Origin of the sequence: Sorangium sp. So ce406, from assembly GCF_051474675.1 — a bacterium.
GTDB classification, from domain to species: domain Bacteria; phylum Myxococcota_A; class Polyangia; order Polyangiales; family Polyangiaceae; genus Sorangium; species Sorangium cellulosum_G.
Window position 1 is genome coordinate 12,114,773 of the sequence record NZ_CP150340.1, and the last position, 23,488, is coordinate 12,138,260.

General features: G+C 74.7%; 14 protein-coding genes. 10 read left to right on the forward strand and 4 right to left on the reverse strand.

What is annotated here, in order from left to right; all coding sequences use genetic code 11:
- Positions 1 to 435: 435 nt before the first annotated feature.
- The gene (locus WME96_RS45495; protein WP_437287787.1) at positions 436 to 4,749 is read right to left on the reverse strand and encodes a serine/threonine-protein kinase; all 4,314 of its coding nucleotides are present in this window, start codon (positions 4,747 to 4,749) and stop codon (positions 436 to 438) included.
- 7 nt (positions 4,750 to 4,756) lie between these two features.
- Positions 4,757 to 5,608: a hypothetical protein gene (locus WME96_RS45500; protein ID WP_437287788.1), complete on the reverse strand. Its 852-nt coding sequence runs from the start codon at positions 5,606 to 5,608 to the stop codon at positions 4,757 to 4,759.
- Positions 5,609 to 5,771: 163 nt separating this feature from the next.
- Between WME96_RS45500 and WME96_RS45505 the strand changes: the two genes are divergently transcribed.
- Positions 5,772 to 7,256, forward strand: a complete 1,485-nt coding sequence (locus tag WME96_RS45505) for a serine/threonine-protein kinase (protein WP_437287789.1) — start codon at positions 5,772 to 5,774, stop codon at positions 7,254 to 7,256.
- A 224-nt stretch (positions 7,257 to 7,480) separates the two neighbouring features.
- Positions 7,481 to 8,629 (forward strand): ferritin-like domain-containing protein, encoded by a 1,149-nt coding sequence (locus tag WME96_RS45510; protein ID WP_437287790.1) that lies wholly within the window; start codon positions 7,481 to 7,483, stop codon positions 8,627 to 8,629.
- Between the two features lie 69 nt (positions 8,630 to 8,698).
- Here WME96_RS45510 and WME96_RS45515 read toward each other — a convergent pair whose 3' ends face one another.
- Both WME96_RS45515 and WME96_RS45520 read right to left on the reverse strand, forming a co-directional pair.
- Positions 8,699 to 9,784 carry a hypothetical protein gene (locus WME96_RS45515; protein ID WP_437287791.1) on the reverse strand — a complete coding sequence of 362 codons (1,086 nt, stop codon included), beginning with the start codon at positions 9,782 to 9,784 and terminating at the stop codon, positions 8,699 to 8,701.
- 254 nt (positions 9,785 to 10,038) lie between these two features.
- A complete protein-coding gene (locus WME96_RS45520) occupies positions 10,039 to 10,260 on the reverse strand; it encodes a hypothetical protein (protein WP_437287792.1) in 222 nt (73 codons plus the stop codon).
- Between the two features lie 328 nt (positions 10,261 to 10,588).
- On the opposite strand from WME96_RS45520, the gene WME96_RS45525 reads away from it, so the two are divergent.
- The 8 genes from WME96_RS45525 (at position 10,589) to WME96_RS45560 (ending at position 23,448) form a co-directional block, all read left to right on the forward strand.
- The gene (locus tag WME96_RS45525) at positions 10,589 to 11,341 is read left to right on the forward strand and encodes an RNA polymerase sigma factor (RefSeq protein ID WP_437287793.1); all 753 of its coding nucleotides are present in this window, start codon (positions 10,589 to 10,591) and stop codon (positions 11,339 to 11,341) included.
- Complete coding sequence (locus tag WME96_RS45530; protein WP_437287794.1) at positions 11,338 to 12,642, forward strand: FecR domain-containing protein; 1,305 nt, start codon at positions 11,338 to 11,340, stop codon at positions 12,640 to 12,642. Before WME96_RS45525 ends, WME96_RS45530 begins: the two co-directional genes overlap by 4 nt.
- 476 nt (positions 12,643 to 13,118) lie before the next feature.
- Positions 13,119 to 15,347: a biotin carboxylase N-terminal domain-containing protein gene (locus WME96_RS45535; protein WP_437287795.1), complete on the forward strand. Its 2,229-nt coding sequence runs from the start codon at positions 13,119 to 13,121 to the stop codon at positions 15,345 to 15,347.
- A gap of 4 nt (positions 15,348 to 15,351) precedes the next feature.
- Positions 15,352 to 16,431, forward strand: coding sequence for a hypothetical protein (locus tag WME96_RS45540; protein WP_437287796.1), 1,080 nt, complete (start codon positions 15,352 to 15,354; stop codon positions 16,429 to 16,431).
- A gap of 54 nt (positions 16,432 to 16,485) precedes the next feature.
- Positions 16,486 to 17,877 carry an SIR2 family protein gene (locus tag WME96_RS45545; protein ID WP_437287797.1) on the forward strand — a complete coding sequence of 464 codons (1,392 nt, stop codon included), beginning with the start codon at positions 16,486 to 16,488 and terminating at the stop codon, positions 17,875 to 17,877.
- Positions 17,878 to 18,198: 321 nt separating this feature from the next.
- On the forward strand, positions 18,199 to 18,630 hold the full coding sequence (locus WME96_RS45550) for a hypothetical protein (RefSeq protein WP_437287798.1): 432 nt from the start codon (positions 18,199 to 18,201) through the stop codon (positions 18,628 to 18,630).
- 250 nt (positions 18,631 to 18,880) lie between these two features.
- On the forward strand, positions 18,881 to 21,814 hold the full coding sequence (locus WME96_RS45555; RefSeq protein ID WP_437287799.1) for a hypothetical protein: 2,934 nt from the start codon (positions 18,881 to 18,883) through the stop codon (positions 21,812 to 21,814).
- Positions 21,805 to 23,448, forward strand: coding sequence for a hypothetical protein (locus WME96_RS45560; protein WP_437287800.1), 1,644 nt, complete (start codon positions 21,805 to 21,807; stop codon positions 23,446 to 23,448). The genes WME96_RS45555 and WME96_RS45560 overlap by 10 nt, the downstream gene beginning before the upstream one ends.
- Positions 23,449 to 23,488: the final 40 nt, after the last annotated feature.

The window sequence follows — 23,488 nt, forward strand, 5'->3', positions numbered from 1 at the left end:
CGGCTCCTGCTCTCTTGCTCGCGTGAATGCTCGCGTGAATTGGAGTTCAACATCGTGCTTGCGACCGTGCGGATCAAGTCGAGCTCAGGGGGCCATCTGTCAAGCCGACCCCGGATTCCTGGCTGTCAAGACGCGCTGATCTCTCGTGTTGTCAAGCGCGCGGAGGCGCCCTTCTTCCATGTCAAAATATGACTCTGGCCAACGCAAAAACGATTGATCGATCTGTGTATGTTCGTGAACTGACATTCTCGAAGCGCACATCACGGACACGCATGCATGCACGCACGGAGGAAGGCTGTACGGCGATCGCCGTAAAGAAGATCAGGCTCGGACGTAGCGACGTGGCGCTCCGAGGGGCGGTGTCAGCGTTCTGTCAGGAGGAGATCACGACGTCGCTTTGGGCGGGTGGTGTCGCACCTCCGCGCCCGTTCGCGCCTACGAGGGGAGCGTCGCCTGGTCCAGGTCCGGCTCGCCGGCGTCGCGCTCCGCGATCGCGGCGGCGTGGCGGCGCAGCCGGTCGCCCATGACGTTCGGGATGCGCTCCGCGGCGCGCAGCGCGGCCGAGAGCGCGGCGCGCGCGGCGGCGAGCCGGCCGCGGCGCAGGGCGGTCACCGCGCGGAGCTCGAGCACCTCGATGTGCTCCTGGCCGACGGAGCTCTTCGCCGAGCGGTCGACGAGGGCGTCCCACGCGCCGTCGCTGCCGTCGCCGCCGTCGCCAGTCGCCAGGCCGATCATGGCGCAGAGCACCTCCTCGGAGGGGACCATCAGCGCGTCGGCGCGGCCCTCGGCGCGCGCCTCTTCCTGCGTCGCGCGCATCCGCTCGAACAGCGCGCGGGCCTCGTCCTCCTCGCCGCAGTAGAAGAGGAACCGGGCCTTGAGGAGCAGGGCGACGGGCCGGCACGCCCCGCAGAACCGGCGCTGCTCGATCTCGAGCGCGCGCTCGATGTGCGGCTTCGCCGCCGCGAGGTCGTCCATGAGGTAGAGGTACTCGCCGAGGTTGTACTCGCCGACCCGCTCCAGCCCGCTCTGGCCGAGCTCGCGCGCGAGCGACAGCACCCGCTCGAGGTCGGCGATCATCCGCGCCTTGTCGCCCCGGCACGCCCAGAGGAGCGCGCGGTTGTTGGTCACCGAGCCGAGGTGGAGCGTGTCGCGGTGCGCCTCGCAGAGCGCGATCGCCCGGCCGAGCGCGTCCTCGGCGTCGTCGAGCCGGCCGAGCCCCTGGAGGACGAAGCCGAGCATGAGCAGCGAGATGACGAGCGTCTCGTAGCCGTCGCCGCCCAGCGAGGCGGCCGCGGCCGCGGCGCGCTCGAGCGCGGCGGCCGCCTCCTCCTCCCGGCTGAAGCGGTGGAGCGAGCGCCCGACGCCGAGCGAGAGGCGCGCGGCGAGCGCCGGCGACAGCGCGATGCCGGCGGCGAGCGCGCGCGCCTCCTCGACGCGCTCCTCGGAGCTCTTGAACTCGTCCATCCAGTCGAGCGCCGTCGCCTCGTCGAGGAGGATGTCGATCTGCGCCGGGACGTCGGCCCGCGCCCGCGCGATCGCCCGCGCGCTGGCGAAATCGGCGAGCGCGTCGTGGTAGCGGCCCAGGCGGTAGCGCATGAGGCCGCGGCCCCGGTGCGCGGCGGCGCGGTCCGGGCGCGCGCGCGGCGGGCCCGGGGGCGCGGCCGCGCGCGGCGAGCTCGGCGGAGCGCTCGCGCCCTGCGCCGCCGGATCGCTCGGCTGCTCCAGCGCGCGGCTGTAGAACGTCTCCGCGTCGAGGTAGGCGTGCCGGGCGCGCGCGCGCTCGGCCAGGGTGAGGTAGGCGGCCTCCGCGACCTCGGCGAGGCCCGCGCGCGCGGCGTGGTACGCGAACGGGAGGAGGCGCGCGTCCCTGTCGTGGGGCGCGGCGCGCTCGCCGCCCTCGCCGCCCTCGTCGGCGGCCCCGTCGCGGTGCAGCTTGAAGGCCGCGAGGTGGACGCGCCGGCGGAGCGGCTCGGGCGCGCCGCGGGCCACGGCCTCGCGGACCAGCGCGTGCCGGAAGCCGATGCGGCCCCGCCGATCCTGGACGAGCAGGCCCGCGGCGAGCAGGCGCTTCACGGCGACGGCGGCGTCGAGCGGGAGGTCGCCGGCCTCGCCGTGCTCGTCGAGCCGCTGGAGCACGCCGGCCACCTCGGCGACGGTGACGTCGGGGCCGAGGAGCGCGACGAGGCGCGCGTGCGCCTGGAGCGCGGGCGGGAGCGCGTCGATCTCGCCGAGCGCGAGCCAGTCGAGGAGCGGCATGTCGGGGAGGCGATCGAGCTCGTCCGTGGCCAGGTACCAGGCGTCGCCGCGCGGGTGCCGGCGCACGATGCCCTCGCGCTTGAGGCCGCGCACGAGCTCGACGAGCAGGAGCGGGACGCCCTGCGCGCGCTCGACGAGGTGCGCGAGCGCGGGCTCGGGCACGTCCTCGGCGGGCAGGAGCAGCCGCCGGCAGAGGGCGATCGCGCTCTCCCGGTCGAGCGCCTCGAGGCGGTGCGTCTCGCGGCGCGCGGCGCGGTCGCCGAAGGAGGGGCGCGCGCGCTCGAAGGTCGGCCGCGCGAGGGCGCAGATGAAGAGCGGGCTCCGCGCCTCGGCGAGCGCCGCGTACTCGAGCGCGGCGAGCGCCGCGTCGTCCGCCTCGTGCGCGTCGTCGAGCACCACGAAGAGCGGCGTGCGGTGAGACCGCCTTCGGAGCGCCTCGCCGGCCGCGACGGCGAGCGCGGCGCGCAGCGCGCCGGGCGCCGCCGAGAGCGCGCGGAGCTCCGGGTAGCGCGCCTCGGCGGGCGCGCCGTCGCTGATCCAGCCGAGCGCGAGCGCCACGGCGCCCCCGAGCCGCGCGTGCTGCGCGGCGCCGAGGCGGCGCCGGAGGAGCTCGCCGCCGCCGTCCGCCGGCGGCGACGACGGCAGGCCGAGCGCCTGCTGGAGGATCTCCCGGACGACGCGGTCGGCGCCGCCGGCGACCGGCTCGCCGGTCCGGAGCTCGATCACCCCGGCGCGGCGGTCGAGCGCGCGCAGCCGCTGCACGAGGGCGCCGGCGAGGCGGCTCTTGCCCTGGCCGGCCACGCCGATGACGCTGGCGATGGTGGGCGTCGAGGTCGCCACGGCCTGGCGCGCGCCCGCGACCAGCGCGTCGAGCACGTCGCTCCGGCCGAAGAACGGCTGGGAGCTCGCGTCGACCGCGGTGTCGGCGTCGATCTGGGCGGAGGCCGGCCCGAGCTGGACCGAGGCCGGCCCGGGCGCGAGGCTGTCGCCCGCGGCCGGCGAGGCGCCGTCGCCGAGCGCCGCCGCCGCGGCCGGCGACAGGGCGATCCCCGCGGCGCCTGCCCGGGCGAAGCGGTCGTCGCGGTGGAAGAGCGGGCTCAGGAACCGCCGCGCGCCGTCGGGCCGCGTCTGGACCGACACGGTCGCGAGGTCGAGCAGCCCGCGGGAGAGGACGCGCTGCTGCTCGAGCTCGCGGGCGGCGTGCAGCGCGCGGCGCAGCGGGCTCGCGCCGTCCTCGTGGTCGAAGACGGCGACGACGCGGCTGCCCGCGGCGTGCGCGAGCTGGCCGCCCAGCGCGCTGAGCCGCCGCTGGAGGGCCACGACGTCGAGCGCGGTCTCGAAGAAGAGGAGCGCGACGGCGCGCCGGCCGGCGCTGCGGCCGCACGTCGGCGGCGGCTCCGTGGCGGCGCGGCTGGGCCGGCAGCTGGGCCGACAGAAGCGGCGCTCCTCGGCGCGCTCGAAGTCCTCGAGGGCGGCGCAGAGCGCGGCGGCGCTCTCGAAGCGCTGGCCGGGGTCCTTGGCGAGGCACCGGAGCACGATCTCCTCGAGCGAGCGCGCGATCGGCGCCATCGACGAGGGGCGCGGGGGGCGGCGGCTCAGGTGGTCCTGCCGCACCACGGCGGCGGCGCCCCAGAACGGCGGCCTGCCGGTGAGCAGCTCGTACAGCACGACGCCGAGCGCGTAGACGTCCGCGCGCGCGTCGACGTCGCCGCGGCCGTCGCACTGCTCGGGCGCCATGTACTCGGCGGTGCCGGGCGCGTCGAGCTCGGCGGTGAGGTCGACGCGCCCGTCGCGGCGCCCCGCCGCGAGGCCGAGATCGATGATGGTGGCGCGATGCCCGCCGCCCTCGGCGCCGTCCCGGGCCAGCGCGCCGGAGACGAAGATGTTCTCCGGCTTGACGTCGCGGTGCACGTAGCCGCGCGCGTGGATCTCGTCGAGGGCCCGGAGCGCGGCGCGCGCGAGGGCGCACGCCTCGCGCGGCGGCATGGGGCAGGCGACGCCGGGCGCGATCAGGCGGTCGGCCAGCGTCGGGGCGTCGAGGTACTCCATCACGAAGTACGGCAGGCCGGAGGCGAGCTGGCCGCACGTGTAGACGGCGGGCACGTGGGGCGGCCCGATGTCGTGGAGGGCCCGCATCTCCTCGAGGAGGCGCACGCGCGCGTCCGCCCGATCGGCGCGCGCGACCTTGATCGCCACGGTCCGTCCGCCGCCCTCTGGCTCGGCCGCGAACACGGCCCCGAACCCGCCCACGCCGGCGAGCCGGGCGACGCGGTAGCCTGCGACGCTGGGCGGCGTGGTCGCGCCGAGCCCGCCGGCGTCGGTGTCGTCCGCGCCGCCCGGCGCGCGGCGCTCCGGGCCGGCCTGCCGCGCCACGGGGCCGTGCTGCGGGCACCCTGGATGCGCGTGCGCGACCCGCCGGCCGCACTCCCTGCACCGCGCGGGGGGCGCCCCGGCGCGCGCCGCGCCTCCGCCTCGATGAGGATCGGGCAGCATCGGCGCCTCAGGGCAGGAACGTCGTGATCACGGCGGACGACCGCTCGCCCCGATCATCGGTGCAGGCCGGGTGATGGCCGCCGGAGGTGCTCAGCCCGTCGCACGCGAGCTCGCATGGGCCCACGATGTGGATGTTCGGGCACTCCCGGGCGGCCCCGGCGGGGTCGCGTCGCCCTGTCGCGCACTCCCTGCCGAGCGCGCGAGAGTTCGCCACATTGGCGTCGTTGTAGCAGGCATAGAGTCGTGGGGGGCTCGTGAACAGGTTGCCCCAGAACGCGCCCTCCTCCCGAGGAAAGGACTCGACCTCGCTCCTGTCCGGGTACCTGAGGGCCGGGTGCGTCCCGCGCGACGAGATCATCACCGACACGCCGGCCCGGTTGGCGCGCGACGCCACGCAGGCCGAGACCCAGAGCCTCCGCGGCGCGCTCAGCGGCTCGTCGCTCCAGCTCGCGGCGAGCCCGAGGTGCCCGGGGTAGCGCTCCTCGTGCAGCTCGCCGAGCTCGTCGCGCCACGAGAAGCGGAACGACTGCGATGCGTTCAGCGCGCAGCTCACGATGTATTGAAGGAGCTGCCTCGAGATCGCGCCGATCTCCCCGGGCTCGGTGATGGCGCCGAGGGCGGTCTCCGAGAGGCTGCTCTCCTGGAGCCTGCTCGGGGCGAGGGCGTTGGGGTTCAAGGCGTTGGGGTTCAACGCGTTGGGGTTGAGGGCGTTGGGGTTGAGGGCGTTGTGATTCAGGAGCGCACTTGAGGTTGCCTCGACCGACCCCCACTCCGCCGGAAATCCGTCGCCGCCACCGCAGCAGGGCAATGTAACGAACAGAAACGTCCGCAGGTAACGCGCGTGGACTCGCCCCTTCATCTGTCCCCCCTATTCTGCCAGCAGATGGAATAGGCTACCGTCTAGATAACGATGGATTTACTGTACCACCAGGGGGAGCGACGTGTAGTGGCAACATGAGCGTTCCGCGCCGGGAAAAACGTCGCTCGGGCGAGGCCTTAATCGCATCGGGGGGTTTATGACGATGGATGGTTTGGCGACGCGCAATGATGAAACTCGGGCATTTTCGCTGGAGGAGAGGTCGTTCTCCAGAGGCGAGCTGCCGTGCGGCGCGCGTGCGGGCGACTACAGCGTTGTGACGCCCATCGCCCGGGGCGGATGTGGGGCAGTCTACGAGGCGCGGCAGCTCCGGAGTGGCGCGCGTGTGGCGATGAAGGTGCTCCACGGGACGCTCGCCGCCTCGCCGAAGATGGTGAAGCGGTTCCTGCGCGAGATCGAGGTGGTGCGGCGGCTCAACCACCCGGGCATCGTCGAGATCTACGACGTCGGCGAGCTCGCGGACGGGAGGCCGTTCTACGTGATGGAGCACCTCGACGGGCTGACGCTCGACGTGCTGCTCCGGCAGGAGGGGAGGTTCTCGCCGGAGCAGGCGCTCGATCTGCTCGAGCCGGTCTGCTCGGCGCTCGACGCGGCGCACGCCGCGGGGATCATCCATCGCGACGTGAAGGGCAGCAACATCTTCGTCTCGCGGGGCGCGCCGCGGAAGGTGAAGCTCCTCGACTTCGGGATCGCCAAGCTGATGGAGGCCGAGGAGGGCCCGACCGGCTTCACCACGGCGGGGAGGGCGCCCGGCACGCTCACGATCATGGCGCCGGAGCAGATCCTCGGCGGCCCCATCGACGCGCGCGTCGACGTCTATGCGCTCGGCGTCCTGCTCCACCGGCTGCTCACGGGCAAGCTGCCGTTCTACTCGCCGGACGCGACCGAGCTGCTCCGGCAGCACCTGGAGGAGCCGCCGCCGCGCCCGAGCCGGCGGACCCCGCTGCCGGCCGCGCTCGACGCCGTGGTGCTGCGCTGCCTGGAGAAGCAGCCGGAGCACCGCTTCCCCTCGGTGAAGAGCCTGCTCTGCACGCTGCGCGAGGCGGTGGGCGAGCCGTCGTCCGGGCGGAGCAGCCTGCCCGAGCTCGCGGCCGACGCGATCGCCGTCTACCTCGACCTCCGCGCGCGCACCGACGCCGACGACCTCGACGACGCGCTCGCCGACGCGCTCGGCCTCGCGCTCGACGTGGCCGAGGAGCGCCTCCGGGACGCCGGGCTCACGCTGGTGTCCATGACCGGCAGCGAGATCCTCGCCGTGCGCGTGCTCTCCTGCGACCCCGCCGAGGCGCTGCGGGAGCGGGCGGCGGTGATCGAGATCGCCGCGGCGCTCCACGACGAGATCGCGCAGCGGAGCCGCGCGGACGGGCGCGTGCACCCCAACCTGTGCCTGCACGCCGGGCAGGTGGTGGTGCGCTCGACGATCCACCCGGAGATCATCGGCGGCGATCTGGCCCGGGTGGGCGCGTGGGCGCCGGTCGAGGAGGTGCACGGCCTCTGCGCGACCGAGGAGGCGGTCCGCGGCGTCGGGGGACTCGAGCTCTCGGCGGGGCCGCCCGGCCTCGTGCTGATCGGGGAGCGGCCGCCCTCGTGCTCCTCGCCCGCGCCGACGCTGCGCAGCGGCGTGAGCTGAGGCGGCGCGCGTCCGGCCGGCGGGGCTCCTCCGCGGCTGTCATGTCAGGTGAGCGACGGGCGCACGCCCGGCGTGTTCCCCCTGGCGGACTCGGGAGGTCCCGGAGCCGTGATGACGACGCAAAAACGGTGATCAGACGATTGCCGCTGGGTGATGGATGCCATTATAACGGTTGACCGCGGGCGCCGGACCGCGCCTGGCTGCTTCGGAAAGCTCTCATGTCCATGCGCCTCCAACACGCTATCCAGACCCTCCTCGATTCCGCCCCTCTCCTCCGCGACGCATCGATGAGCGGCAACGTCCGGGTGCTAGCGTCGCTGCTCGGGCCCGCGTTTCGCGGCTTCGTCCAGCGGCGAGGCAAGGGGGTGGGCTCGACCGATATCTCTGTTGGTTACGAGGCCAGCTTTAACTGGAGTTACGGGCGGGACGACCCCGACATGGCGAGGCTCTACCACCTGGCCAAGACGTCCCAGTGGAACGCGTCGACCGACCTCGACTGGTCCCGGCAAGTCGATTGGCTCGACCCCACAATGCCGCTCTTGCCCGACAGCTGGATGCCGCCGTCCAGGCTGCCCCTCTGGGGCCGGCTCTCCGAGCGGGAGCGGGCCACCCAGCGGCATGGCCTCCTCTCGTGGATGCTGAGCCAGTTCCTGCACGGCGAGCAGGGCGCCCTGTTCGCCGCGTCGCAGATCACCGAGTCCGTGCCCTCGCTCGACGCCAAGCTCTACGGCAGCACGCAGGTGGCCGACGAGGGGCGCCACGTCGAGGTCTTCCACGCCTACCTCACGCAGAAGCTGGAGAAGCTCTACGAGATCAACGACAACCTGTATGTCGTCATCGACGCCATCATGAGCGACAGCCGGTGGGACATGAAGTTCCTCGGTATGCAGATCATGATCGAGGGCCTGGCGCTCGGCGCGTTCGGCTCGATTCGACAGATGACGAGCGAGCCGCTCCTCAAGGACGTCCTGCGCTCGGTCATCACCGATGAGGCGCGCCACGTGCACTATGGAGTCCTCGCGCTGAGCAGGTTTTATCGGGAGGGCATCGACGAGCGGGCGCGGAGGGAGCGGGAGGACTGGGCGTTCGAGCTGTCGCTCCTCCTGCGCAATCGGTTCCTGGCGCACGAGTTCTATGACGAGTTCTACGCCCACCGCATGACGCGCTGCGAGTGGGACGAGCTCATGCTGACCAGCGATCTGATGGGGTTCTTCCGCCGGACGATGTTCAAGCGGATCGTGCCGAACCTGAAGCGGATCGGCCTGCTCTCCGGGCGGATCCGGCCGCGCTACGCCGCGCTCGGCCTGCTCGAGTACGAGCACGGGCGGTCGGCCAGCGAGCTGACGGCCAAGGAGCTGCTCGACGACGCCTGAGGCGAGGGCGACCGAGGCGGCAGCCGGGGCGCGGCGAGGGCGGACGCCCGCGCCGGCCCCCGGCGGAGATCAGCAGGTGGCCCCGAGGCACGACGCGATCTGGACGGCGCACCGGCTCTGGACGCACTCCATGTCGCCGTTGCAGCGGGGGAGCGACGAGAGGGCGCACGTCAACACCTGCTCGGCGAAGAACTGGGCGTTGGCGCAGCCCTGCGCCATGCAGTTCGAGACGCACGCGATCCCGATGTCCGGGGGCGTCTGCTCGGGATCGATGCACCCGAACGCGCAGGTGATCACCTCGAGGCAGCTCGTGGGCTCGCACGCGCCGCAGTCCGACGGACAGGCGGCGCACGTCTCGAAGGGCTCGCAGACGCCGTTCGAGCAGATCGAGCAGACGCCGCAGTCGCGCTGGCACGACGCGCACGTCTCCGTCCCCGAGCAGCGGCCGTCGCCGCACGTGGCGCAGTCGCCGCAGTCCGCCGGGCACGAGAAGCAGCCCTCGCGCCCGGGATCGCACACCCCGTCCCCGCACGAGGCGCAGTCGCCGCAGTCGGGGGCGCACGAGAAGCAGCTCTCGCTCGCCCGGTCGCAGACGCCGTCGCCGCACGAGGCGCAGACGCCGCAGTCACCCGGGCACGTCAGGCACGTCTCGTCGCGGCCGCACGCGCCGTCGCCGCAGCCCGGGCACCGGCCGCAGTCGCCGGGGCAGCTCGCGCACGACTCGCCCGCCGGATCGCAGACGCCGTCGCCGCAGTCCGGGCAGAGGCCGCAGTCCACGGCGCAGCTCCCGCAGCTCTCGTCGTCGCTGCAGGCGCCGTCGCCGCACCGGGCGCAGGCGCCGCAGTCGCCGGGACAGCTCGCGCACGACTCGCTCGCCTGGTCGCAGGTGCCGTCGCCGCACGCCGCGCAGGCGCCGCAGTCGGGGGCGCAGCGCGCGCAGTCCTCGGAGCCGTCGCAGACACCGTCGCCGCACGCCGCGGGCTCGACGCCGGGCGGGACCGGATACTCCCACGTGTCGGTGCGGCCGCAGCCCGCGCCGAGGCCCGACCCCGCGAGGGTGACGAGCGCGGACCAGGCGACCGCGCGCGGCAAGGAGAGGCCAGGGCGACGCCGCCCCGACCGCAGCATGGAGCTCAGCCGGCTTGTGATACCCATTCGATCGGCCCCGGGGACGTGAGAGGTCTGGTCACGAGCAGGAGCGGGAACGGCTCGCCGGCCGCGGCTGCGCCGCGCCGAGCCGCCCGCAGCAAGGCGTGCGGACGGAACGTACACGGAAACGGTCCGCCGATGGCGCCGAAGCACGGCCGCAGCGGGACAAAATGAAAGAGGGCGACGCCTCCGGAGAGGCGCCGCCCAAAGCGCATCGCAGCGCGCGCTTCACCAGGGAAGCAGCGCGCTGCGCAGCGGACTCACTGCGCCGCGGGCGCCGGAGCCGCCGCCGGGTCGGCCGGAGCCGCCGCCGGGTCGGCCGGAGCCGCCGGGGCCGCCGCCGGGTCGGCCGGGGCCGCCGCCGGGTCGGACGCGGGCGGGGTCGCCGTCGACGGGTCGGACGCGGGCGCGGAGCCGCCGCCGCAGGCAACGGCGAGGGACGAAACCGACACGGCGACGAGCGCAAGAACGAGCTTGTTCATTGGAAAATCCTCCGAAAAAGAGGGCGGCGAGGCCGCCCTCCCAACCTGCAGACGTATGAGCCGCGCGTCGAATCCGGCGGCCACCCACCCAGACGCCGCGGGTCGACAGAACGGCTCACAGTTTTTTCGATGAGCCGCCCGAGCCCCACCAGGCGTCTAGAAATTTGTGGGAAGCTCGGGGCGCTCCTGACTCCGCCAGGAAAGCAGCCCCGGGGATGCGAAGCGCCGTTCACGGCCGAGGGCCAGCTTCCCGCGTGGGCGTCGCGACCATCTTCAATCTGCTCCTCTTCGGGTACGAACCATGGCTCTGAGACCTCAGCGAGGGCGCTTGCGCCTGGTTGAACCGGTGGTCCCGGCGGACCCGGTCGCGGAGGCCCAGGAGGACGCGGGCGACGTCGGGTCCGCGTTCGTCCCGGAGGAGCGCGGCCGCAGGGATGTCCGGCCCGGGGGCGCGCGCGTCGGCGGCAGGCGGCCCTCCGCCGCGACCGGACCGGCGGAGCGCGGGGCCGGCCTTACGGAGCTGCCGGACGCGCAGCTCGTGATCCTCGGCGCCCGCGGGGACGTGAGCGCCCTCGAGCAGCTCTACCGGCGGCACGCGGCGTTCGCCATCCACCTGGCGACGCGCATCGAGGGCTCGGCGCGCGACGTGGAGGACATCGTGCACGACGCGTTCCTCCGCGCGTTCGAGCGCCTCGGCGACCTCGTGGACCCGGCGGCCTTCCGGGCGTGGCTCGGGTCGATCGTCGTCCACAAGGTCCGCTCGCGGATGCGGCGCGCGCGGCTGCTCGGCCTGCTCGGGATGGGCAAGTCGAGCGAGCCGGTCGATCTCGACGCCCTCGCGAGCCCAGCGGCCTCTCCCCACATGCGCGCGCAGATCGCGCAGATCTACGCCCTGCTCCAGACGCTGCCGGCCGACGAGCGGATCGCGTGGATCCTCCGCTCGGTGGAGGGGCACGATCTCGAGACGGTCGCGCAGATGACCGACTGCTCGCTGGCCACCGTCAAGCGGCGGATTTCACGGGCGCAACACTTCCTCGACGGACATTTTGTGGATCCCACCAGCAACGAGGCGTCATCATGAGCCGGCGAGGGCTACCCCGGATCGCTCCGGCAGATCTGCGCGACCACGCGACCGACGACCGGATCGCGCGCGTCTGGGACCGAATCGAGCACGACCTCCACGCGCGCGAGCCGGCGTCGCGGCGCCGCGCGGGCACGGCCGCGCTGCTCGCGGCGGCGACGTTCGCGGCGTTCGCGGGCGGCCTGTGGCTCGGCAAGTCGATCTGGAGCGAGGCGCCGGGCGCGCCGGCGGCCACGGCCGTCGCGCCGACCGACGACGTGCCGTCGCTCGTCGACGTGTTCGCCGCGGGCACCCAGGCGCGCACCTTCCAGCTGCCGGGCGGCGGCACGATCTCGCTCACGCCGGGCACGACCGTCGAGGTCGAGCAGCGGGCGGACGGGGGCGCGCTGACGCTGCGGCTCGTGCAGGGCGAGGCGTCGCTCGACACCGTGAGCGGGCCGCGCGCCGCGGCGCTCTCGCTCGTCGCGGGGGAGGCGCGGCTCGCGATGGCGTCGGGCAGCGCGCTGCGCGTGCGGCACAACGTCGACGACATCGACGTCGACGTCACCGACGGCTCGGTCAAGCTCACGTCGCCGGCCGGCTCGCGCGAGCTCGGGCGCGGCGACGCCGAGGAGGGCGTGCCGATCCGCGAGCGCACGGCGGCGGTGGCGCAGCCGGAGCCGCGGCGGCCCCGCAGCACCACGGCGCCGCTGCCGCGCGCGAGCGAGCCGGTGGCGTCCGTCGAGTCGCCGGTCGCCGCGCCGCCGCCGCCGGACTGGCGCGCGCGGTACAACGCGGGCAACGTCGCCGAGGCGCTGCAGAGCCTGCAGCAGCAGAGCGGGGGCGTCGACGGGGCGATCGCCTCGGCGAAGACGGCGAGGGAGCTGATGGACCTCAGCGATCTCCTGCGCGCGAAGGGCGGCGACCGGGCCGCGGCGATGCGCGCCTTCGCGCGCGTGGTCGAGGGTTTCCCGACGGACGCGAACGCGCCGATCGCCGCGTACAAGCTCGGCGACATGTACGCCAGCATGGGCGAGCAGGCGCTGGCGGCCAGGTATTACGAGCAGTCGCGCTCGCTGTCGCCCGAGGGCAACCTCGCGGAGGACTCGTTCTGCAAGCGCATCCGCGCCGAGGTGGTCGCGGGGCACAAGGACGAGGCGTCCCAGATGGCCAGGGAGTACGTGGCCAAGTACCCGGACGGCCGGTGCGAGGACGTCCAGCAGATCCTGTCCGGCGAGGACGAGGCCGCGGAGGGGGAGCCGGAGGCCGCGCCGCCCCAGCCCTCGCCGCCGGCGGTCCCCGACGCGAGCCCCACGCCCTGATCCGCCGGCGCCCGCCCCCGGCGCTGCCTCCTTCCTGCTGAGCTCTCCTTGCGGATCGCCGCCGAGCGGCGGCGGCGTCCGCGCTCGGCCGCCGCTCGGCGCCGCCTTCGCGCGCCGCCGCCGCTCCCGCCGCTCCGGTGGGGAGCTTCATCTTTGCGCTCACACGCGATCTCGACACCCCACGATCGCTGTCACGGATGGACGCTCAAGCGATCTTCTCCGGGCGCGCGTCGTGCGGAGTCCGCGAGACAACGGGGCTCGAACACCGTCTGTCGCAAGGAAGAGGAAGCGAGGAATCGCCGCGAAACAGCCTGGAGCGTGCCTGTCGGGCGACCGCGCGACCACGACGCCGTGCGATCGTTTGCATGGGAACGCGGCTGGTGAACGATGAGGTCCCCCCACCCGGCGGGCGGGCGGACAGGCTTGACATCCCGTAACGGTTCTGTGCTTGCTTCCGCGCCGGAGAACCGCCTGGAATGACCACCGCCGTCCGCACCAGCTCCCTCCCCGTTCGCAACGACCCTCAAGCTCTTCCGCCCTGGAAGCTGGTGTTGCCGCGCGGCGGCTATGTCTCCTCGACGGAGGCGCTCGCCACGGCGATGGGCGTCCCGGGGTTCGTGCTGCTCGACATGGGCACGCTCGCCGGCGGCCACGACGCGCACCGGCTCCTCGGGCTGCGCTACCTGATCGCGAACGGCGAGGTGTGGAGGACGCACTTCGGCTGGCAGCGCTCCCTGGAGACGGCGCTGCGCCGGGAGCTCAACGACGAGGTGCGGGTGCAGGACCTCCTCTCGGAGGCGGAGGATCTGCTCGCGCGCCTCCGGGAGGCGCGCGCGTCGATCACGACCGCGGACCGGGACGAGCTCGCCGGGTACATGGAGGACGGGCTGCTGCGGGCGCTCAAGCGCCGCGATTTCGAGGACGAGCGCCTCCTCAAGCTCCTGATCCTCGTGCAGGACGAGCCGTCGCTGCGCGACAAGGCGGCGGAGCTGCTGCGCGCGAGGGCCGCCGAGCTGTACCGGGAGGACCCGCAGGTGCTCGACCTCCTGTACGCCGCGGTGCACCGGCTCGGCACCTACCCCGCGACGACGGTGAGCGCGGGCCAGCTCAAGTACATCCTCGTGGCGGACAAGGGCGAGATGGGCGTCCGGGCCACGCGCGAGGCCCTCGCCCTCGGCAAGATCCCCGTCGTCCTCCACAGCCTCACGGACGACAAGGACGCGCTGCAGGTGCGGATCGCGCGGGAGGGCGGCGGCTTCGCGGTGGGCCTGGAGGGCAACTTCCGCGAGAGCTACGCGAACTACGTCCAGATCGCGGACAAGGTGAGGGCCGAGTTCGCGCGGCGCTTCGGGGACGGATGGGAAGAGGAGCTGGCGCGCGCGGGCCTCTACCCCGGCTACGGCCCGCTCGCGGAGAACGCCGCGGCCATCCGGCACTTCCGCCAGGAGAACATCGTCTTCGTCGGCCCCATGCAGGACGTCGTCGAGAACGCCGGCGACAAGCGCAAATTCCGCCTGATGGCCCAGGAGTTCGACCCGGCGGCGGTGACCCCGGGCCTCGTCATCGACAGCGACGATCCGGGCGAGATCCAGCGGATCATCCTGGAGACGCACGCCGCCGGGGGGTTCACCTTCCCGGGGCGGCTCAAGGCCGCGAACGGCGGCGGCGGTCGCGGGCAGGCCGTCATCCCGACCGAGGAGCAGGTGCCTCAGGCCATCCAGAAGGTCCTCGGCGAGATCAAGGCGTACAACTGGCAGCCGGGCGTGATGTTCGAGCAGAACATCCCGGAGACGATCCACCTGGAGGTGCAGGTGCTGCGGGATCGCTACGGCAACACGCGGCACTTCGGCATGCGCGACTGCAGCGAGCAGCGCGCGAGCCAGAAGATCCAGGAGGAGGCGCCGCCGGCCCTGCTGCGGCGGTACCCCGGCCTGGAAGAGCGGATCTGCGGGCTCGCCGTGCGGATCGCCGAGCGCGTGGGCTACGTGGGCGCGGGCACCGTGGAGCTGATGTTCAAGGACGGGAAGTTCTACTTCCTGGAGATGAACACGCGGATCCAGGTGGAGCACCCGGTCAGCGAGGAGAGCTACGGCATCAAGCGCAAGCGCGGCCGCGTCCCCGTGAACCTCGTCGCGTGGCAGATGCGCATCGCGGACGGGCAGGCGATCGATTTCGAGCAGCAGCACGTCGTGCAGACGCACTGCAGCCGCGAGTTCCGCATCAACGCCGAGAGCTGGAAGCCGGAGCTCCGGGACTCGCGCGACGGCGGCAAGGGGCTGTTCCTGCCCAACGCCGGCGTCTTCGATCGCATCGCGCTCCCGGACGCCGACGCGCTCCGCGAGGCGCTCGCCGACAAGGGGGTCAGCGATCTGAAGATCCGCTTCGACTGCGGCTTCGAGGAGGGGGACGTCCTGGTCAACAAGGACCCGACGTTCGGCAAGCTCATCGTGTCCGTGAGCAGCAAGGACCCGGACAGGGCGTATGAGCTCCTGCGGCTCGCGTCGCTCGAGGTGCTGAAGCGGCTGAAGATCGAGGGGCGGCAGGTGCGGCCCGACGGGACGCCGATCGCGGATACGCCCTTCAAGACGAACATCCAGGATCACGTGCGCATCCTGAAGATGCCCCTGTTCAAGCGGCACTCGAGCAACGACGATCGGGGCCGTCACGTGAACTGGGTGGTGGCCGCGTTCCGCGCGGAGGGATGATCGGGTGAGGACGGCGCGCCCTCGCCGCGGCCTGCGCGAGCTCCCCCGGCTCGCGCGCCTGAGCCTGCCGAGCTGCGCGCTGCTGCTCGCCGCGGCCCCCGCCGCGGCGGCCGAGCCCTACGTCGCCGTGGCGAGCGGCGGCCGCGCGCCCGCGCCGAGCGCGCCGCCGCTGCCCGCCGCGCCGGCTCCCATCGAGGTGCGCGTCGCGCTGTCGCGCGGCGCGGCGGAGGAGGTCCCGAGCGTCCGGCTGCGGCGCCTGCTCGAGATCGAGCTCCCGGACGGCGTGACGCTCGCCGCAGAGCCCGTCGGCCCGCTCGGCGATCGCGTCGCGAGCGTGTGGGTCGACCGGCCCACCGCCGCGCGCCTCGAGATCCAGGTGCGCCTCGACGGCCGCGCGGTGGTGCGGCGGCAGATCGCCGTGTCCGGCCTCACCTCGGACGTGGCCGCGCGCCTCGTCGCGATCGCCGCCTCCGAGATGATCGTCGCCGAGGTGCGGCGGGCGCGCGCCCCGCGGCGCCCGCCGCCGCCGCGGCGCCCCACCGCGGACGAGGTCGAGCTCGCCTCGCGCGACCTCGACGCGCTGTCCGTCTCGGCCGGGCCGTACGCGGCGGTCGTCTCGGGCGGGCCGCGGGCGCTCGCCGGGGCCGGCATCGCGCTCGGGCTGCGGCGCCTGCGGCTCACCGAGTCGCTGTTCGCCCGGCTGCTGGCGACGCCGTCCGGCGGCGACTCGATGCGCTGGCTCGAGGCCGGCCTCTCGGGCGACTACCGCTTCTGGCTCGACGCCTCGTGGCGGCTCTCGGTCGGCGCCGCGGCCTCGGTCGCGTCGGTCAGGCTGCCGGCCGCCTCGTCCGTCGACGGCATCCCGGGCGAGCGCGACACGTGGTCCGCCCGCGCCGGCGTCGGGCTCGGGGTGGAGACCCGGCTGGGCGGCCCGCTGTGGCTCGGGCTCACGCTGGACCCCGGGGTCGTGCTCCGGCCGGCGTCGTACAAGGACGCGCGCGGCGCGGCCGGCGCGGTCGAGGGGGCGTGGCTGGGGCTCGGGCTCTCGCTCGCCACCGAGCGGCGCTCCTCGGCGCCGCGGTGAGGGGCGGGTAGCGGCGCCGCCCGCGGGCGCCGATCCGCGGTATCGTGGTCGCTGATGGATGACGAGATCCTCGAGCAGCTCCGCGAGCGCTACGCGTCAGGGAACCTCATCGTCTTCGCGGGCGCGGGCGTCTCGGCCGCGGCGGGCATGCCCACCTGGAAGCAGCTCGCCGAGAAGCTGCGCGACCGCGCGCGTCGGCGGAGCGCGGACCCCGCGGTCCTCGACGAGATCCAGCAGTACATCTCCTCGAACCAGCTCATCAACGCGCTCTCCGCCGCGAAGCTCGCGCTCGGGCCGCAGGACTTCAACTGGACGGTCGACAAGGAGCTCGACGACACCGGCCGCGACGTGCCGGAGGTGGCGCAGGCGATCGCCGCGCTCAAGCCGAAGCTCAAGGCGGTGCTCACCACGAACATCGACCGCTTCCTGGAGCGCGCGTTCCAGGGCGAGTGGCGCGTCGTCGACCGGCCGACCGGCGACGTCGCCATGGACCGGCGCTTCATCCTGAAGCTGCACGGCACGCTGCGCGCGTGGGACACCTGGGTGTTCTCGCGCGACCAGTACGACCGCGCGATCTTCGGCTCGCCCCTCTTGCAGGACGCGTTCGGCGCGCTCTACCGCACCCACTCCATCCTGTTCGTGGGCTTCGGCCTCGCCGACGACAACATCGACCAGACGCTCGCCCGCGTGCGCGCGCTCTCGGGCGGGCAGCCGCCGATGCACTTCGCGCTGCTCCCGAAGGGCGTGCCGCCGTTCCGCCGCAAGCTGCTCGAGGAGTCGGGCATCCGGCTCATCGTCTACGAGAACCAGTCCGGGGATCACGCGGAGGTCGCCGAGATCCTCCTCGGACTGGAGCAGGGCGCGCCGGCGCCGCAGTCGCCGCAGTCGCCGCCCCGCCCCGCGACGCCGGCCCCGGGCGCGCGCCCGAACGCGGCGCCCCCGAGCGCGCGGCCGACCGTGGTGCCCCCGGGGAACGCGCGCCCGACCGCGCAGCGGCCGGTGCGCGTCTTCTTCTCCTACGCGTCGCGCGACGAGGAGCTCCTCTCGCGCCTCGAGGCGCACATGAGCCCGCTCAAGCGGGAGGGGCTCATCGCGCCGTGGCACAGCGGGAAGATCGGCGCGGGCGAGGACCTGGAGCGCGCGATCAGCGAGCAGCTCGAGGCGGCCGACCTCGTCCTCCTTCTCGTGAGCGCGAGCTTCCTCGCGTCCGAGCAGGGCGACGCGCAGGTGACGCGCGCGATGGAGCGGCGCGCCGCGGGGCAGGCCGCGGTCGTGCCGATCCTGCTCCGCCCCTGCGACTGGGAGACGACGCGCTTCGCCGAGCTCCAGGCGGTGCCGCGGGACAAGAAGCCCGTGACCAAGTGGGCCGACGAGGACGAGGCGCTCCTCCAGGTGGTGCGCGAGATCCGCGCCGTCGTGACGAAGCTGCGCGCTTCGCTCGGGTGAGCTCGGGCGCGCCTCGCTCGGGTGAGCTCGGGCGCGCTTCGCTCGGGTGAGCTCGGGCGCGCCTGCCCGGCGGATCCGCCGCGCTGCGCGGGAATTCCTCACTCTTCCGCCTCGTCGTCCCGTGAGGGATCGCCGCGGCGCGCGCCCCGGCGCCGGCGGCGGGCCTGGCGATCCCGGAGGGATCTCGGGGTTTTCTCGGGCCTTCTCGGCCTCTGGCCTTTCGCGCCGCCGCGCGCGACGGGCACGGATGCACAGCGGGACGCGCACGAGGATTGCTTGGCCCGCTGGGCGGACAACGCGAGCCGGCGGGGAGGTGCCATCGTGAGCCCATTGCACAGAGAGCGAATGGTGACGGCGCGCGAGAGCAGCCTGCCCGAGGCGCGGATGCATGAGGAGGAGCTGCCGCCGGAGTCAGGCCGGCAGCCGGCCGGCTACACGGCGCGCGGCGGGCCCACCGGGGAGCCCTGGCCGGAGCGGCCGCCGGTGCTCACGCCGGAGGAGGCGCGCGAGCTGTCCGAGCGCTGGAGCGCGATCCAGGCGAGCTTCATCGAGGCGCCGCGGCTGGCGGTCGAGCAGGCCGACGCGCTCGTGACCGAGGTGATCCAGCGGGTCGCGCAGAGCTTCCGGGAAGAACGCAGCGCGCTGCAACGCCTGCTCGACAGCGACCTCGGGCCGTCGGAGGCGTCGACGGAGGAGCTCCGGATCGCCCTGCGCAGGTACAGGTCGCTCCTTGGGCGCCTGCTGGCGTTCTAGCGGCTCAGACGCCCTGCCGCGGATCTGCCTCGCGAGAGAGATTTCAACGCCAAGACGCCAAGGCGCAAAGACGCAAGAATGCATGAAACCTGTTCTCTCTTGCCCTTGCGCCTTTGCGCCTTTGCGCCTTTGCGTTGAAAATCTCCCCCCGGATCCCCGGCCGGACCCCTGGTGGGCGGAACCAGGGCGCGACGCGCGCCCCGCGATCGGCATGTAGCGGGGGCTGGGCGCTTCTGGCATGGTCGGCGCCATGCTCGTTCACGGTGGTATTCCCTGGGTTCGACGCGGCGCGCGCCGCCTGACCGGCGCCTCGCTCGCCCTGCTGCTCGGGTGCTCCGGCGCGACGCAGGCGCCCACGGCTGCGCGGCCGGCGCGCGTCGTGAAGACGCCGCCCGCGCAATCGAAGGCGCCGGAGGGGCCGCCGCTCCTGCCGGCCCACGTGATCGCGGAGCTCGAGGACGAGGACGCCACGCCCTACTTCGCCCGGCGCGGCGACGAGGCGCTCCTGCTCTACGCGGCGGGAGGAAGGTTGAGGACGCGCGTCCTCGGCGCGGACGGGGCGCCTCGCGGCGAGGCCGCGGAGGTCGGGCCGGTCGCCGCCGACGTGCCCGTCGCCGCGCTCCGCGCCACGCCGCAGGGCTACATCGCCGCGTGGATCGAGCAGACCGAGGGGGGCCGCGCGGTGCGCGTGCTCGCGCTCGACCCGGCCGGCAAGCCCTCGGGCCCGGCCAGCCTCGTCGCCCAGACGGCCGAGGACATCACGTGGCTCGAGGTGCTCCCGAACGCGGCGGGGGCGCTCGTGCTCTGGGAGATGCCGCGCGAGGCCCGGGACAGCCAGGACAGCGCGGCCCAGGACAGCGTCGACCGCGTCGACGTTGTCATGACGGTCGTGGCGCAGGGCAAGGGCGCCGCGATCAAGCCGACGGCGCCCGCGTCGGTCGCGCGCGCGGTGCTGGGGTGGAACGCGGTCGCGACCGAGCGGGGCGCGGCGGTCGCCCTGGTGGTGCCGCCGCCCGCCGGGCCGCCGGCCAGGGGCGAGCGCAAGCCGGCGCGCAAGGCGGACGCGGAGGACGCCCCCGGGGCCCCGAAGCTCGGATCCATCGCGCTCCTGGAGATCGACCCGGCCGGGAAGGTGTCGGCGCCGGTGACCGTCAGCCCCGAGCCGACCGCGCAGATCGATCTCGAGGTCGCCTCGGTGGGCGGGCGTTACCTGCTCACCTGGACGGACGAGCGGGACATCGACAGCGCCGTCTTCGTCGCGGCGGTCGAGCCGGGCGGCAAGGTCGTCGTGGCGCCGCGGCAGGCGACGCCGCCGTCGGGCGAGCAGGCGCTGGTGTCGCTTGTCGCGCCGTCGGCCGAAGGAGGCGGCCGGGCGCTGCTCGCGTGGGAGGACCTGCTGCGCCTGCGCGGCGGCGAGCGCGGCGGGGCGGATGCGCGCGGGGAGGGGCGGCTCATCCACCTCGCGTCGGTCGGCCCGGACGGCGCGCTCAGCGCGGAGCGGGCGGGGCTCGTCTTCAGCGCGAGCGGGCCGCCCGATCTCGTGGCCGACGGCGACGGCTTCGCGGCGGTGACGCTCGCGCCCGCGGCGCTCAAGGGGAGCCGCGGCGAGGCCGCGCCGCCTGTCTGGCCGACGTTCGTGCGCTTCGGCCCGGACCTCTCGGTGCGCGCGGCGGAGCCGGTGCGCGCCGCGCCGTTCGCGGCGACCGACGGGGTGCCGTACCTCGTGCGCGGGCTGAGCTGCCACAAGGGCGCGTGCACGACGCTCGCGAGCGCCGCGGCCGGGGCGCCCGCGCAGCAGGGCGGCGCGGGCCGAGGCGGGGGCGCGGCGGGGGGTGGCGCGCCGCTCGCGCTCGTGTCGCTGCCGGTGCGCGAGAGCGCGTGGCGCGCGCCCGCGTCCCGGGAGGACAAGGACCCGCCGCCGCGCGCGACCGCGGTGCGCGCGCTCGTCGAGGGCGACCACATCGCCAGGGTCGCGGCCGCCGAGCTCGACGGCGGCGGGGCGCTCGCGGCGTGGGTGACGTACTTCGTCGAGGGCGCGTCGGACCGCGCGCCGCGCGGGCAGGACCTCTCCGCGACGCTGGCGGTGCGCGCCGCGTCCCCGGCCGGGCCCGGCAAGCTGAACGTCATCTCGCAGAAGGCGTCGTCGATCGGCGGCGTCGCGATCGCGGCGGCGCCGCCGGCCCCGGCCGACGCGAAGGGCAAGGGCGGCGCGGCGCAGGGCGAGAGCGTGCTCGCGTGGGTCGCGCGGGAGCGGGGCGAGACGCAGGTCTACGTGACGAAGCTCGACGCGACGGGCGCGAAGGTCGCGCAGAAGAAGCTCACCACGGCGCCGCGCAAGAAGCAGGGCGGCGCCGCGAGCGAGGCGTCCGACGTGGCGATCGCGTACGACGGCGCGGGGGGCTTCATCGTCGCGTGGGTCGACTCGCGCGACGGCAACGCCGAGGTGTACGCGGCGCGGATCGACCGCGCGCTGAACAGGACCCTGCCGGACCGGCGCATCACGAACGCGCCGCTCGACGCGGCCGAGGTGCAGATCGCGGTGCGCGGCCAGGAGGTGTGGCTCGTGTGGTCGGACGCGCGCCCGGCCGGCGACGCGGCCGCGGGCGGCGCGGGGGGCGCAGGTGAACCGAGCGGCGAGGCGAGCGGCGACATCTTCCTCGCGCGGCTCGACGTGAAGACGCTGCAGCGGATCGGCGACGAGTCGCGCCTCCACGCGTCGCGCGAGCACTCGCGCAGCCCGGTGCTCGCGCCGCTCGAGGGCGGCGCCGTCGTCGGCTGGGTCGACGAGGTGGCCGGGGGGGGCGCGTCTGCCGGCGGGGGCGCGGCGGCCGGCGGGCACGCGCGGTTCGTGCGGCTCGACAGCGGCGGCGCGGCGCAGGGGCCGCCGCTCGCGGTGGCGGCCCCGGACGGCGCCGGGGTGTCGTCGGTCGCGCTCGCGTGCGACAAGGTCTGCCGCGGGGTGCTCGCGTCGGCGCCGGGCGACTCGGTGGTGCTGAACGCCTTCACGCTGGCGCCGGGCGAGGCGGCGGCGCCCTCGCTGAAGCCGCTCGTGTGGCTCACCGGCAGCGCGTCGCAGGACGTGTCGCCGGTGTTCGCGGGGCGGTCCGGCGCGTCGCTGTTCTTCGCGGACGACTCGGTGAGCGGCGCGGGGCGCGTCCGCTGGATGACGATCGCATGGCCCTGAGCGGCGCGGGGCGCGCTCGTCGGCGGAGCGCCGCGCCCGCGCGCGGCGGGGCGGTGCTCCTCGGGGCGGCGCTGGCCTCGGCGCTCGGCTGCCCTGCGCCGCCGGAGCTGCCGCCCGCGCCGCCGCGCCAGCCGGCCGGCGCGGCGGTGCTGCCGGCGTGCAAGGGGAGCGGCTGCTCGCAGGCCGGGGCGCTGATCGCGGCCGCGCGCGCGTTCAGCGACGTGCGGCACGACTACCTGCTCGACACGTCGAGCGCGATGGTGCCGGGCCGCGGGCTGTCGCGGAGCGCGGCGGGGGTGTTCTCGCCGGTCGGCGTCGCCTGCGCGCGGCCGAAGGCGGAGCTGGCGTCGCCCGCCGTCGCGGGGGCGCTCGCGGCCACGAGCGGGACGGCGGCGCCGGGGGCGATCGGCGCTACCGGGGCGCCTGCGACCACGGCCGCGCCCGCGCTCGCGTCGGCGACGAACGCGAGCGCGGCGGCGACGGGCGCGCCCGCGCCGGGGGCGGGCGAGCGCGCGATCGACTTCCGCTATGTCGGCATCGCCGTCGACTCGGTCCTCGTGGGCGCCGACGTCGACCTGCCGGCGTACTTCAGCGCCGGCGGGACGCTCGACAGGCGCCGGCTGCGGCTCGTGGCGATGGCGCTTGTCGCGGACGAGGACCCGCAGTTCTTCGACCCGACCGAGAGCGTCGTGCCGGCGCCGGGCGGCGGCTGCGCGTGCGGCCGGGCGACGCACTTCATCGGGGCCGTGAAGCGCGGCGCGATGGTCGCGTACGAGACGGACGTGACCGCCGGCGAGGCGCACGGCACGGCGATGGGCCTGTTCAAGGCCCGGCTCGAGGCGGGGGACCGCCGCGTGACGATGACCTCGGTCGGGGAGCTGGCCATCGAGGGCGTCGAGGGCGCGCCGGTGGCGGGCGCGAAGGGCGGGCAGGCGTTCGGCGCGCTGCGCCTCGAGGTGAAGAAGGCGGTGCCGCTGGCGTACGCGATCTACCCGGTGGCGGACGTGTGCCGCTTCTCGCTGGCCGAGCCGGAGATCGCGCCGCTGCCGGTCGACCTCGGCGTGGTGCCGTACGGCGCCGCCGGGACGGCGCAGGCGCTCATCACGAACCGGGCGCAGGTCGACGTGCGGGTGACCCACGGCGAGCGCACGGTCGAGGTGCCCGCGCACGGCAGCGCGGAGCTCACCTTCTCGTGGACCCCGGAGGGCGAGACCGCCGGCTGCGAGCGGCAGACGCGGCGGGACACGTTCGTCGTGCAGCCGAAGGACCCGGCGTCCCCGGTGGTGCCGCGCGAGCGGGCGGTCGTGGTGCCGCTGCAGGTCACGACCGGGATGCCGACCTTCTCGAAGCACGAGCCGATCGCGACCGAGACGGGGCGGTCGCCGGACTACGGGCGGGCGAGCGTGGACTGGACGTGCCCGGCCGGGTACGTCGTGGAGCAGTGCGAGCCGCAGCTCGCGAGCTGCCTGTCGTCGACGGGGAGCTGCAACGCGGAGGGCTACCGGCTCACGGCCGAGGCGACCGCGGACGGACGCGGGTGCGCGTTCCGGTGCGCGGGGCCGAGCTCCTCGATCTGGGGCGACCACGGGTGCTCCTACACCGCGACCATGGTGTGCCGGCTGGGGTGCAAGTAGGGCGGGCGGCGCGGTGGGCCGTGCGCCCTCCGCGGCGGCT